The following is a 13,763-nucleotide window of genomic DNA, read 5'->3' as shown; positions in this document are numbered from 1 at the left end:
CGGTTTGGATAATTAGAGAAAAAATACTTTCCTACTTTTTTTAAAGCTTCCGAAAATAGAATTTTGCAAGCTCTTCCCTTCATTACCTTTGGATACTATCTATTTTTCTCTAATTCCACTTGCCATATAGATTAGCAAAAGAAAGTGCCACTCTAATCAACTAGTGTGTATAGGGTGAATTATAATTACTTAAAAAAATATATACACTTAATGCCTATTACATTTTAAAAAGCAATAGCATCTCTTACTTAGGTACTACTCACTTAATGGATTGTAGTGAAGGGTGGCGACTCCGGACGGAGGCCAACAGGAATGTTGGTCACGAAGGCGTTGCCACACGATGTGGCGTTCTTAGCCTTCGTTCCTCGGAGACAGATGAACCATCACAACGCACGCGCGGCGGTGATGGTTCATCGCTCACCCCGCGGAACGCGTCCACCTGAAACGGAAATCCACCTTTTCCTACCGGAAACACCTAGCGAAAAAGAATGGGCGATTACGTAAATTTAACTTTTAAAATTGCGGATACCCCAACAAAATATTATAGAAATTGAAAAAAGGATGATCCCACTAAAATGTAGGATCATCCTTTTGAATATACTATTAGCTTTCGCTGCGAGTTGAGCGAGTTCTTGTGCTACGTTGAGTAGAACCGTCACGAGGACCGCTGCTACGACGTGCTCCACCGCTGCTTGGACGCGAACCGCCGCCTGAGCGTGAAGCTCCGCGATCGCTTCCTCCGCGACTTGAAGATGAACTACGTCCACCTCCACCACCGCCGCTACGGTTACCTTTGTAACCACCGCCACCGCTGCGTCCGCCACCACCGCTACGTTCTCTACGAGCTGGTAATGGACGTTCTTCTGAAATTGAGATTGGTGTATCATCAGGTTCTTTTGTCATTGATTTTAAAGCTGCAGCAATTACATCTACTGCTTCAAATTTCTCAAGCATTTCTGCTGCTAATGTACGGTAATCACCTAAATCGTTTTTAGCCACAATTCCCGATAAGTTTTCAATTGCAACACGTTGTAGTCCAATTAAAGCTTCATCTGAACTTGGTGGATTAAGTAAAGTCATACGTTTTTTCGTAGTATCTTCTACAATACGTAAGTAACCCATTTCTCTTGGTGTTACGAAAGTAATTGCCATACCACTTTTTCCTGCACGTCCTGTACGACCGATACGGTGAACATAGCTTTCAGGATCTTGTGGAATATCAAAGTTGTATACATGCGTTACACCAGAAATATCTAATCCACGTGCTGCTACGTCTGTTGCAACAAGGATATCTATTTTATTTGATTTGAATTGTTTCAAAACAGACATACGTTTCGCTTGGCTTAAATCTCCATGAATTCCTTCTGCAAGGTAACCACGGATACCTAGGGCTTGTGATAACTCGTCTACACGGCGTTTTGTACGACCAAAAATTATCGCAAGTTCTGGTTGGTGAACGTTTAAAATTCTTGAAAGAACATCAAATTTTTCACGCTCAGTAGCTTTTACGTAGAACTGTTCAATGTTTTCAACAGTCATTTCTTTAGACTTAATCTTTACTTCAACTGGATCTTTCATGAAGCGTTCTGCAATTTTACGAATCGGTCCTGGCATTGTAGCTGAGAACAATAATGTTTGACGCTCAGGAGGTACGCTTTCTAAAATTGTGTTGATATCTTCGATGAATCCCATGTTAAGCATTTCATCTGCTTCGTCTAAGATAAGTGTTTGAACTTGATCAAGTTTCAACGTACGACGGTTGATATGGTCAAGAATACGACCAGGTGTCCCTACAATAACTTGTGGTTTGTTTTTAAGTGCACGAATTTGACGGCTAATTTCTTGCCCACCGTATACTGATAATAGACGAACCTTTTTGTCATATCCTAATTTGTACAGCTCTTCCGAAACTTGGATTGCAAGTTCACGTGTTGGAGCGATGATTAATGCTTGAATATTTGGGTTTTTAATATCAATTTTTTCAATCATAGGGATACCAAATGCAGCAGTTTTACCTGTACCAGTCTGTGCTTGACCGATAACGTCGCGTCCGCCCATAGCATGTGTAATAGTACCTTCTTGGATTGGTGTTGCTTCTTCAAACCCCATACGTTGTACGGATTTTAATGTAGAAGCGCTAATATTTAATTCTGAAAAATTTGTCAAAATTTTAATCTCCTTTTTGTTCTGTTTTGACAAATGGTTACATTTTCAGATGAAATTGCGGCAAATTCGAGCCTATACGAGGAACGTTTCCGTTACTTAAAATTCTCTGTGGTTTACAGTTCAGAGGGGTCTTATATAAAGGGAAAGCCCGGTCTTTTGCCGAGCGGTTCGTTAAGGATTAAGCAAATCTGATTCCTTCAACAAACCGTTATGTTCAAAAAAAAGTACTCTTCATCAATTACTGAAGAGTCTTCACACAAAATGTATCCATTGCTCTAAACGTAGTATATCATGCCTTATAATTAGTTGCAATGAATTAGCAACTGTTGTAATTGTTAGTTAATTACTTTCTCAGTTTCCGCCTCTTCATCCTTTAAAAACCGGAGTGCTTTAGTAAACCAAACTTCACAATCCTCGCTATAGCATATATGATGCTTCCCTTTTTCTAAGTAAATTAACTCTTTTTTTACTGAACCCAACTGGTCAAACAAAAACTGAGCTGTCGTATATGGAACAATACCATCTTTTTTTCCTTGTACTAAAAAAGCTGGTATTGTAATTTGGCCATAGTAAGGCTCCACTATACGTACTAATCGCATAAATTCTAAAGCGGCATGAATAGGAGTATTTTTTAATTTCTTACAATAAAATTTGTACAACTGGTTGTCCTCTAGTTTTCCAGTCAATGCCTCTTTTGCTATCTCGCGAATGTCCTGTAGTAATTGAATTGGAAACACATACTTGGCAGCTGCACTTAACAAGATAAGTTTACTAATTGGATAACGATTAGCTAAATATAATGCAATTATGCCACCCATTGAAAATCCAACTACATACACCTGTTCTACTTCTTTTTGAAGCTGTCGCAGTGTTTGTTCTGCTGCCATCATCCAATTTTCCGCAGATAATTTTTCAAGGGATAGTGTTTCCCCATGTCCAGGTAGTGTAGGGACAACTATTTCCCAGTCTGTATTTGCTTCTAAAAAATCTACAAATGGTTGTAGTTCATAGGGTCCACCGGTAAATCCATGAATGCAAAGTACACCTGTTTTCATAATGTCCCTCCATTCCCTTTCCTTATTTTCGGAACGGTTCAATTACCCTTTCTAATTTCATACCACGTGAGCCCTTCACTAAAACAATAGATTGTTCATTGATATGTTTTTCTAAAAAGGAGATTAGTTGCTCATAATCATTTTCCACCCAAATAATATGGTCTTCATTAAAACTTCCTTTTAATTGACTGTATAACCATTTCATTCGTGGTCCAAATAAGCAAACCCCTGAAAAAACTGTATTGGAAATAGCATTACTTATCTCTTCATGGTATTGCTTTTCGCTTTCACCAAGCTCTAGCATGTCTCCTAGTACGAGCCATTTTTCTGGTTTAAGCTTTGATTTCTCCACAAAAGATATAGCTGCCCGCATCGATGTAGGGGCGGCATTATATGCATCATTGATAAAAATTGCTCCATTTGACGCTTCTACAACTTGCATACGCATATCTGTTAACACGATATGCTTCAATGCTTCACGTATTTGTTCAACTGATAACCCTACCTCTTTTCCTATTAATAAAGCCGCCAATGTATTTTTCACTTGGTGCTCCCCTAAAATCGGAATAGACATCTCTTCATTGAATTCACCTGACACACGAAATGAACTTCCTTGTTCCGTAAAGGTTACTTCTGCTATACTCAAATCATTTTGTTCATCCATACCAAAAGATTTTGTCATTATAGAAGGTACACTTTCCACAAATGGTCGAAGTAACGGCTCATCTCCGTCATAGAATAACTTTCCATTTTCTTTTAACCCAGAAATGATTTCAAACTTAGCTTTAGCAATTCCTTCTCGAGACCCAAGATCTTGCATGTGAGCTTCCCCAATATTCGTAATTACTGTATAGGTTGGCTTTGCAAGATTCGATAAGAACTCTATTTCTCCAAAGGAACTCATTCCCATTTCAAGCACAGCAAACTCTGTATCTTCTTCAAGCGAAAGTATCGTTAAAGGCATACCTAATTCATTATTAAAATTACCTTCCGTTTTCTTTACTCGGAAATAAGGAGAAAGCATGCCTGCTACTAAGTCTTTTGTAGAGGTTTTCCCATTTGAACCAGTGATTCCGATGAATATCGTTTTCAACTCAGCACGATAAGCAGCCGCCATCTCTTGGAGCGCTTTTTCCCCACTTTCAACAAATAAAAGAGGAACACCTTTAGGCGGATTTGGTTCATCCCGTAACCAAAACGATGCTACTGCTCCTTTGTCAAAAGCATCTTGGACAAAATGATGTCCATTCATATGTTCTCCCCGAAATGGGATAAATATATCTCCTGGTTGCAATGTTCTTGTATTAATCGAGACTCCTGTAACAAGTGGATTCTGCTCAAAGGTGGGTTCTAGTTTTAACCATTTCGCAATTTCTGCTAATCTTTTTTTCAACTTGGTCACACTCCGTCCTTCGAATGCTCAAGTTGTTGTTTTTCCTCATACCGTTCGATTGCAAGTGCAATCAATTCTTCTATTAGACCTGAATAAGACAATCCCGATTCCATCCAAAGCTTTGGATACATACTAATTGGCGTGAATCCTGGCATAGTATTTACCTCATTGATAATCACATCTTCATTTTCTGTTACAAAAAAGTCTGCACGAACAAGACCCGAACAATCCAACACTTTAAAAGCACGAATCGCAGCATCTTCCATTTTCTTTAATAATTCATTAGAAACAACCGCTGGAATGGCATAGTTAGTTGTACCATCTTCGTATTTTGCTTCATAATCATAAAAATCTTTTGTAGGTAATACTTCTCCAGCAACGGAGCATCTTGGTGTATCATTTCCAAGAACACTCATTTCTAACTCACGAGCGACAATCCCTTGCTCAACAATAATTTTACGATCATATTTAAAAGCAATTTCCACTGCTTTTATTAGTTCTTCTCTGTTTGATGCCTTACTAATCCCTACACTTGAGCCCAAATTCGCTGGTTTCACAAACAATGGCCATTTCAATTGATCTTCCATTTTTGCAATTATGTCTGCTTGATTGTTTTTCCACTCTTTACGAATGAAATGTACATATGGAACTTGTTTCAATCCCGCTTGCGCGAATAGTTGTTTCATCACTACTTTATCCATCCCAGCAGCAGAAGCCAAAACACCATTCCCTACATAAGGTAAGTTCAATACTTCTAATAAACCTTGCACAGTCCCATCTTCGCCGTTAGGACCATGAAGTAATGGAAAAATAACATCGAGACTAGCATTTGTTTTCGGCTGCCCTACTTCAGTAGTGGTTTCTTCCGGTAAAAAACTTGTAATATTATTCGGTTTGCTTCTATCTTCTCCAAATTGAAGCATTTGTACAGACTCTGCAGGTCCAATTAACGCATCGCCTTTTCTCCATTCACCTGTTTTTGTGATGAATATCGGATAAACTTCATATTTATCAAAATTAATTGCTTGAGTTACTGCTCTTGCTGTCAATAACGACACTTCATGCTCAGCAGATTTCCCACCATATAATAAACCTAATTTTATTTTCATTAGTAAAATAACCTCCACGTTTTGGATAGTACTAGTTTATCACGGACAGTGTCATTAGTTGAATAATTTCCACCATAACACCAAAAAATAATACAACGTAAAAAGGAATTACATACGATAAGCCTCTCATTCCTTTGAGATAGCATATGCCATTCCCCTCAAAATCGTTTTTTATTGATGATTCAACTAATAAGACTAAGAAAAACCGGGTAAAAAGACCCCCGGTCCTTTTAAAAAGAGTAACTTAAATGCAGGTGATTTCCGCTATGGCAGACGTTTTTCGAGGGCATGCCCCCTGCAAAGCGTCCACCTGCAGCGGAAATCACCTGTTCATCGCATAAAAACGCAAAGTGTTTTTGACGAAATCTTGTCTACACAATAAACGCTTTTGCAACTTTACGAAGCAAAAGCGTTTATTTATATTTGTATTAACAAATCAGCCGACTTGTTTAAATGATGTTTTAAGTCCCCTAATACTTCATCCGGAAATATATTTTCAGGTAAGCACCTTATTTCAATTCCATAATTTGTTTTCTCCATTTTAAATAAGGACATTAGCACACCATCTTCATAATAATCAGCATATGCTTCCACTTTTTCCGAGAATAACTCTGGTAAAACTACATTGTTTTTCTTTCTCCAAAAGGCTGTAGATTTTGCTTTTTCACTTATTTGTTGATTAAATACACTAGCTATTAAATTATATAAGTCATCTATATCACGAAAATATATTTTGGTGATTTGTTCACCTTCATCTGTCAAATAAACAAATCTATTTTGTAAATGATGGTAAAACGGCAAACGAAACGCTTCTTTTTTATGTGCTATATATAATAATTCAGCTTGTTCTTGAGGAGACAACATATTTAACTTTCTCTCATCAGAGAAGTCAAGTATACATAGTTCTGTCGGTCTTTCAACGTAATCTTTTAAGAAACGAGTGTATTGATCTTGCACAACAAATTCTAACTGGGTATGAATATTAAAGGATGTATCTTCATATCGGTGTTTTAATAACAAAAGAGCTGGCAAATCAGAGAAATACCTTATAAACTGTTGTACGGATAGTCCACTAAATAATGCAAAATGCTCTATTTCATTCACATGAACATATAAATGAGTCAAATATTCTTCTATTTCTTTCTCTTTTTTTGCCACTGAATTCACTCCCTCATCATCTGTTTTATATTAGCATAATTTTTTACAAATGAAACATCTGTTTTTCTTTTAACGTCTCTAATAACCGACAAGCAAAAAACATGCATTTGAGCTATAATAAGAAAAGTGTAAGCCGACGTTTTTCTATGACAAGTATTATGGCGACTGAAGCATGAAAATGAAATTTAGAAAGAAATTTAGGTGACTTGTATGGAAAACAAAAAAAGCTTTGCCGATCGCTTCGATTGGACACTTGCGTTTATTATATTATTATTTTTAATTATTAGTTTGCTAGCTATTTCATCTGCAGTTACAACTGGACAATATTCCGGATATAATTTTGTAGGCAAACAAATTTTTTGGTATGTAGTGGGAACCGTCATTATCGGTTGTGTTATGTTTTTTGAACCGGAACAATATAAGAAAATGTCCTGGTATATTTATGGTTTTGGTGTATTACTTCTTATTATTCTCTTTATTATGCCTGGAAGTTTGGCTTTTGTAGCACCTAAAAACGGCGCGAAAAGTTGGTTTCACTTACCTATTGGGGATATACAACCTGCTGAATATATGAAAACTTTCTATATTTTAGCACTTGCTAGATTGATTACAAACCATCATGGAAATTATTTAATGAAAAGCTTGAAAACAGATTTTATATTGCTTGGAAAAATTGCTTTAACAATGCTTTTACCATTGGCATTTATCTTGAAGCAGCCCGACCTTGGTACTGCTCTTGTATTTTTTGCCATTACAGCTGCTCTTGTTATTGTTGCAGGGATTACTTGGAAAATTATCTTACCACTATTTTTAGGTGGATTAGGTCTTGGTGGTCTACTGTTATGGATGGCTCTCTATATGCAAGATTTTTTAGAAGCAAAATTTGGATTCCAAGTATATCAATTTGCACGAATCTATTCATGGTTAGATCCATATGCATATGCTTCAAATGAAGGGATGCACTTAATCACTTCCTTAAAAGCCATTGGTTCTGGAGAGATATTCGGAAAAGGCTATGGTGGTCGGGTTGTTTATGTTCCTGAAAATCATACCGACTTTATCTTTGCTGTTATTGGGGAAGAATATGGATTTGTAGGTGCAAGTATAGTCATCAGTATTTTCTTTTTCCTTATTTTTCATTTAACGAAGATTACACTTCAATTAAAAGATCCCTACAGTACGTATGTGTGTGCAGGAATTATTGCGATGATTACATTCCATGTGTTTGAGAATATAGGTATGACGATTCAATTACTTCCGATTACAGGGATTCCGTTACCATTTATTAGCTATGGTGGTAGTTCGCTCATGGGGAACCTGCTTGCGATTGGTTTAGTATTCAGTATGAAATTCCATCATAAAACGTATATGTTCTCCAAAAATGAAGATGACTGAGAAAACTTAAGACCCCTAGGACGTCTACACGAGGGCACTGAAAAACTATCGTTTTAATAACAATTAAGCTATTCCATATAAAAAAACGGCACTTTTTGTTCGATTTTGAACAAAAAGTGCCGGTTTTCTTTGTTTATTTCTTATCTTATTCATTCAATAATTTCAAAAACCGTTTGAGATTGACGGCGAATATTGTCATGACTCCTTGGATTTTCATGCCAAATAGACCTGTGTTAGAAGCCTGATCATACCCGTGTCCATTTTTTAACTCACTATTTTTCGCCTCGATTTTGTACCGCTCTTCTGCCCAATTTTTAAACGCTTCTGTTTCTTGAGATCCCTCTTGTTCTAAATGGCATCATTTAGTCTCTCTATTATAAGTGAAAAGAGCGAGATGAGGTTGTCTAAAAAACTAAAAAAGTAGAGGGAATCCAACAATCCACACTTTACTTTTTATTTCTAGAAAATCGTTGAAAAAGGCGACACTCCCGCGGGAATAACGTTAGTCGAAGACCCTACAGTGAAGCGAGGAGGCTGAGGCAACGCCAGCGGAAAGGGAGCCGTTTCAACGATTTCCTTATTAATCGGACAAGCCCATCTTGTAAAGTCGAATTATATGGACTTTTTCAGTGCCCTCATCTACACTTGTCAAGAGTAAGACATAAAAAAATGATTTTAGAAAGATATTTAGGTGACTTTTATGGAAAATAAAAAAAGCTTCTCCGACCGCTTCGATTGGACTCTTGCTTTTATCCTTTTACTATTTTATATGGTTAGTATAATTGCAATCTCCTCAGCCCAAACTACAGACCAATATCATACAAATTTCATACCAAAACAAACATTTTGGTATATCTCAGGTGCACTTGTTATAGGCTTAACAATGTTTTTTGATAGTGAACAATATAGAAAAATGTCCTGGTTTTTATATGCTTTTGGTATTTTAATATTAATTGCCCTATTTTTAGCACCAGGGGGAGTAGGTCAAATTGCGGAAGCACGTGGAGGTGCAAAAAGCTGGTTTCATTTACCTGGAATCGGAAGTCTCCAACCTTCTGAACTGATGAAAACCTTTTTCATATTAACACTTGCACATGTCATAAGTAGGCATCACGAAAAGTTTTTATCTTCCACTATAAAAACGGACTTAATTCTACTTGGAAAAATTTTAATAACCACTTGCATTCCATTACTCTTTATTCTAGAGCAGCCCGATTTGGGTACTTCTCTTGTATTCTTTGCTATTACAGCTGCCCTAATAGTTGTCGGAGGGATTACTTGGAAAATAGTTATACCTGTCTTAGTTGCATCACTCACAATGGGTTGCAGTTTTTTATTGATGGCACTTTATAAACAAGATATTTTAGAAAAGTTTGGTTTTCACAAATATCAATTTGGCCGCGTGTATTCATGGTTAGATCCATATTCATATGCAAATACAGAAGGTTATCATTTAATTACTTCTTTAAAAGCAATAGGTTCAGGTGAAATGTTTGGAAAAGGGTATAAAGGTAGAGAAGTTTATGTAGCGGAAAATCATACAGACTTTGTTTTTAGTGTAATAGGTGAGGAATATGGATTTATAGGTGCGAGTATTGTCATAAGTTTATTCTTTTTACTCATTTACCAACTAACAAAAACAGCCATACAAATTAAAGATCCATTTAGCACATATGTGTGCACTGGTATTATTGCTATGATAACTTTTCATGTTTTCGAGAATATCGGTATGACCATTCAATTACTACCGATTACAGGAATTCCATTACCCTTCATTAGTTATGGAGGGAGTTCGTTAATCGGAAATATGCTCGCAATAGGTTTAGTATTCAGTATGAAATTCCATCATAAGACGTATATGTTCGCTAAAAATGAAGATGATTAAGAAAAATCCCGCGGCTTCACTATTACCGCGGGATTTTTGTGTGAACTATAGAGCGAATTTGTTATAAAATAAAAAAAGAGAGTGGCTCTAAAATTCGTGTATTACGAACTTTTTAGAGTCACCCTCTTTTCAACTTTGCACGTGAGGACTATGTGCTGGTGGTGCTAACGCTTTAAGCATGTCAAGTCTCGATTTTGTCATTGTAACAGTCACACCAAGCTTTGCAAGATTACTTACAATTTTCTTCAAATCAACTTCCTTAGCCATTCTTTCCACCTCGTCCTTTCATTTATTATTACGATTTATTATTAAAAAAGTTTCTTGTTTTTTTATTTTATCTCTACCCTATCATAACACTTTTTATATCGTTTAAATCTTTCATTTTTGTTACATATTTTATTCTTCTGTAAACCAAGCTAGATAATAACAAAAAGGAGTGATTTAAGTGAATGTGAAAGATGTGATGAGTAAAGAAGTCGTTACCTGCAATCCCCAAGATTATGTGAACGAGGTTGCTGATCAAATGCGTACTTTAGATATTGGTTGCCTTCCGGTCCTCAGTAATAAAAAACTTGTAGGCATGATTACCGATCGTGATATTGTGACACGCTCTGTTGCCAAAGACGCTAAAAGCAAGGTGGAAGATGTTATGACCAAATCCATCATTTCCGTGTCCCCTGAAAACTCTACAGCTGAAGCTTCCATCATTATGGCTAGAAACCAAGTACGTCGACTCCCGGTAGTGGAGAATAGTGAGCTAGTTGGTTTTGTTTCTTTAGCTGATTTGGCATTCCCTTTTCCGCATGTACAAGAAATTTCTCATGCTATGGAAAGTATATCCGAACCACGGAAATATTAAACCTAAGGAGCTATCACTTTTTTATAATCGGGTAGCTCCTTTTCAGATTATACATATAACGTCCTTCTTAAATCTCTCGCATAACATATATCAGTAGCTTCTATGTTCATTATTACAGAGTGGCAAACTTAGTGGAAACATGTAATATAGAGAGTAGCAGATTTTAAGAAGGCAGGGGTAAAAATGAAAAAAACTATTATTATTTTAATGTCCATTCAGTTTTTAGTTTATCTTGGTTTTGGGATAATTATTCCTGTATTACCAGTAGTAATTTTAGAGCAAAACTACAGTGAAGTACACGTAGGAGGATTATTAACTGTTTATGCTTTAGCCTCCTTCTTTACTGCCCCACTTTGGGGAATGCTTTCCGATAGAATTGGTCGAAAAACGCTCATTTTAATTGGGCTTGTAGGCTTTAGTTTAAGCTTTTGGTTATTTTCTTTATTTTTTGATTCACTTTTCATGCTTTACTTATCTCGAGTAGTTGGAGGATTATTCTCTGGGGCACTTTACACAGCTGTCACTGGATTTGCTGCGGATTTATCGAACGAAGAAAACCGCAATAAGTATATGGGCTTCCTAGGGATGTCAATTGGTTTAGGATTTATTTTCGGACCTGCAATTGGTGGTGTGCTAGGTCATGTTAGTTTATCATTACCATTTACTGTTTCCGCAATTTTATTGTTAGTAATTTTTGTATACGCTGCTATCATTTTAAAGGAACCAGAACGTTTAGGTGAAGCAAATAAACGTGCCCTTCTTCCTAAAGGCGCTATAAGTTTATGGACGTATCGTATAAAATATTTATTCCTATTTTCATTTATGGTAACTTTTTTACTTGCTGGTTTGGAAGCAACATTCCAATTGTTCCAAATTAGGAGAGTGGAGATTACTCCTTTACAAATCGGATATCTGTTTATGTTCAGTGGCTTTGTAGACGCTGCTATTCAAGGTGGCGTTGTTAGACGTATTAAAAATGGTACGGAAACGAAGTGGCTATTATATGCACAGATTATTACTGCCGTTGGTTTGTTTTTGACAGTATTTACTACAAATATTTTTTGGGCTGGTTTTTCGCTTTGCGTGTTCACTGCAGGTAATGCCCTAGCTAGAACGACAATCGTTTCTCTAAGTACAAAAGAGTCAGGTGGAAGTTACGGAACAGCTGCCGGGATGAGTTATTCGATGGATAATCTAGGTCGAATCATTGGTCCTTTATTATTCGCATGGCTATTCACAATCCAACCAAACAAGATTTATGTACTATCAGGAGTCCTCGCGCTTCTTTCAATTGGTTTTATCTTTGCATTCCGCAGATCTACTAAAACATTACGAAATGCGGAATGAGTTTCATCGTCAAATGTAAAAAGGCCACGGAGACAAATTGTGTCTCCGTGGCCTTTTACTTTATTCATTTGCTGTAAGTGATATAGATGTTTCCTTATTTATTCTATTTAATTCAGGATGTGCAGTTCGAACAACAGAAGGTCTAGCTAGTATTAACACAACAATGATTAGTACAGTTGCAGAGGCAAAAAGGACTGTTGATGCTGGTATAACGTCATATAAAAATCCAAATATCACCATTCCTAGCGGCGTAAGTCCCATTGCAAAAGTTTCTACAATAGATAAAACTCGACCTTTGTAGTCATCTTCAATTCTTTTTTGCATCAATACTTGTATTGGCGTATTTGCAATAATTATCGCAACTCCAAAACCAGACATTAGTAAAATGTAAAACCCGACAGTCACAAAATAAGACATACCAATCAATAATGGCAAAGCAATAATTCCCATCAAAATTCCGAGCACAATAATGCTCCATTTGGAAACTAAGAAAGGATACTTTAGCTCTTTACGAGCGGAAAAGTAAATAGACATAAGTAGCATTCCTACTGCAAATGCACCTTCCGTATACCCAAAATGCTGCGGCTCCATCTTCAATTTTTCGATTAATATAAATGAGTAGCCAACTAAAAATGCCCCAAATAGAAAATTGACAAACAGAGAAATGACGATTAAATTTTTCAAAATTGGTTGTTTCATCAAGTAATTAAAACCAGCTTTCATGCTCTGAAGCATTGGCTCCTTTTCTTCACCTTCTACTACTTCTTTTCGTTTTGCAAACAAATTAAAATTCATCGTTGATTCTAAAATAACTGCTAAGACAGACGCAACTAGATACATTATTAGAAATACAGGCATTGATACAGTCCCATATAATAATCCCCCTACTGCTGGACTTGCAATTGCTGCAAACGAGATGGACATTTGGTTCAATGACATAGCCTTTTGAATTCTCCCCTCATCTACAAGCCCGGTAATAGATGAACTAAATGTAACACCCGAAAATAAGGATGTTAACGATAAAATAACAGTTGTCGTATAAATAGCTACTAATGATAAATCTGCTACTAAACTGAAAATAAGTAAACCAGTAATCGCTAAAGTTGTTGCAATCTGCGCAACGATAACAATCATTTTCCTTGAGTATCTATCTGCAACATACCCTGCAAAGGGTGCAACTAGTGTCCTCGGCAACATACTGCATATTAAATTCATTGCAAAACTTGTGGCAGAACCAGTCAGCTGTAAAATATAAAAACTAATTGCAAACGAATACACCTGGGCACCAAAACTCGAAATTAATTTACTTATTGTAAATGTCCACAAATGATATGTGGCTTTTTTCAACTTTAACACTTCATCCATTTTAATTTCCCCTTTGATTTGTTTAATATAA

The 13,763-nt window shown here is 36.5% G+C and carries 11 protein-coding genes and 1 pseudogene; 4 read left to right on the top strand and 8 right to left on the bottom strand.

All coding sequences use genetic code 11. From position 1 onward, the window contains the following. Positions 1–603 precede the first annotated feature (603 nt). The 5 genes from ACTSKG_RS15330 to ACTSKG_RS15310 form a co-directional block, all read right to left on the bottom strand. Positions 604–2,166 (bottom strand): DEAD/DEAH box helicase, encoded by a 1,563-nt coding sequence (locus tag ACTSKG_RS15330; RefSeq protein ID WP_464755429.1) that lies wholly within the window; start codon positions 2,164–2,166, stop codon positions 604–606. Between the two features lie 335 nt (positions 2,167–2,501). Beyond that, entirely contained in the window at positions 2,502–3,221 is a 720-nt protein-coding gene (locus ACTSKG_RS15325; protein ID WP_464755428.1) for an alpha/beta hydrolase, read from the bottom strand. A 22-nt stretch (positions 3,222–3,243) separates the two neighbouring features. Then, complete coding sequence (locus ACTSKG_RS15320; protein ID WP_464755427.1) at positions 3,244–4,614, bottom strand: UDP-N-acetylmuramoyl-tripeptide--D-alanyl-D-alanine ligase; 1,371 nt, start codon at positions 4,612–4,614, stop codon at positions 3,244–3,246. A gap of 5 nt (positions 4,615–4,619) precedes the next feature. Next, positions 4,620–5,723 carry a D-alanine--D-alanine ligase gene (locus tag ACTSKG_RS15315; RefSeq protein WP_464755426.1) on the bottom strand — a complete coding sequence of 368 codons (1,104 nt, stop codon included), beginning with the start codon at positions 5,721–5,723 and terminating at the stop codon, positions 4,620–4,622. A 417-nt stretch (positions 5,724–6,140) separates the two neighbouring features. After that, the gene (locus ACTSKG_RS15310; RefSeq protein WP_464755425.1) at positions 6,141–6,881 is read right to left on the bottom strand and encodes a hypothetical protein; all 741 of its coding nucleotides are present in this window, start codon (positions 6,879–6,881) and stop codon (positions 6,141–6,143) included. Between the two features lie 210 nt (positions 6,882–7,091). Here ACTSKG_RS15310 and ACTSKG_RS15305 point away from each other — a divergent pair, with 210 nt between their 5' ends. Beyond that, the gene (locus tag ACTSKG_RS15305) at positions 7,092–8,276 is read left to right on the top strand and encodes an FtsW/RodA/SpoVE family cell cycle protein (RefSeq protein ID WP_464755424.1); all 1,185 of its coding nucleotides are present in this window, start codon (positions 7,092–7,094) and stop codon (positions 8,274–8,276) included. Positions 8,277–8,421: 145 nt separating this feature from the next. Here the strand turns inward: ACTSKG_RS15305 and ACTSKG_RS15300 are convergent. Beyond that, positions 8,422–8,631 (bottom strand): annotated as a pseudogene (locus ACTSKG_RS15300) (transposase); the annotation flags it as partial. 345 nt (positions 8,632–8,976) lie between these two features. Between ACTSKG_RS15300 and ACTSKG_RS15295 the strand changes: the two are divergent. Further along, a complete protein-coding gene (locus ACTSKG_RS15295) occupies positions 8,977–10,161 on the top strand; it encodes an FtsW/RodA/SpoVE family cell cycle protein (RefSeq protein ID WP_464755423.1) in 1,185 nt (394 codons plus the stop codon). A gap of 129 nt (positions 10,162–10,290) precedes the next feature. Here ACTSKG_RS15295 and ACTSKG_RS15290 read toward each other — a convergent pair whose 3' ends face one another. Then, the gene (locus ACTSKG_RS15290; protein WP_464755422.1) at positions 10,291–10,428 is read right to left on the bottom strand and encodes an Lmo0850 family protein; all 138 of its coding nucleotides are present in this window, start codon (positions 10,426–10,428) and stop codon (positions 10,291–10,293) included. Between the two features lie 178 nt (positions 10,429–10,606). On the opposite strand from ACTSKG_RS15290, the gene ACTSKG_RS15285 reads away from it, so the two are divergent. Both ACTSKG_RS15285 and ACTSKG_RS15280 read left to right on the top strand, forming a co-directional pair. Beyond that, positions 10,607–11,020 (top strand): CBS domain-containing protein, encoded by a 414-nt coding sequence (locus ACTSKG_RS15285; protein WP_464755421.1) that lies wholly within the window; start codon positions 10,607–10,609, stop codon positions 11,018–11,020. 183 nt (positions 11,021–11,203) lie between these two features. Continuing rightward, entirely contained in the window at positions 11,204–12,367 is a 1,164-nt protein-coding gene (locus tag ACTSKG_RS15280) for an MFS transporter (protein WP_464755420.1), read from the top strand. Between the two features lie 60 nt (positions 12,368–12,427). On the opposite strand, the gene ACTSKG_RS15275 is transcribed toward ACTSKG_RS15280, so the two are convergent. Further along, positions 12,428–13,732 carry an MFS transporter gene (locus ACTSKG_RS15275; protein WP_464755419.1) on the bottom strand — a complete coding sequence of 435 codons (1,305 nt, stop codon included), beginning with the start codon at positions 13,730–13,732 and terminating at the stop codon, positions 12,428–12,430. Positions 13,733–13,763 lie beyond the last annotated feature (31 nt).

The organism is Psychrobacillus syltrankelensis (genome assembly GCF_055454035.1).
Note: the sequence above shows the minus strand (reverse complement) of the source record. Positions and strands in the feature narration are given on the sequence as shown.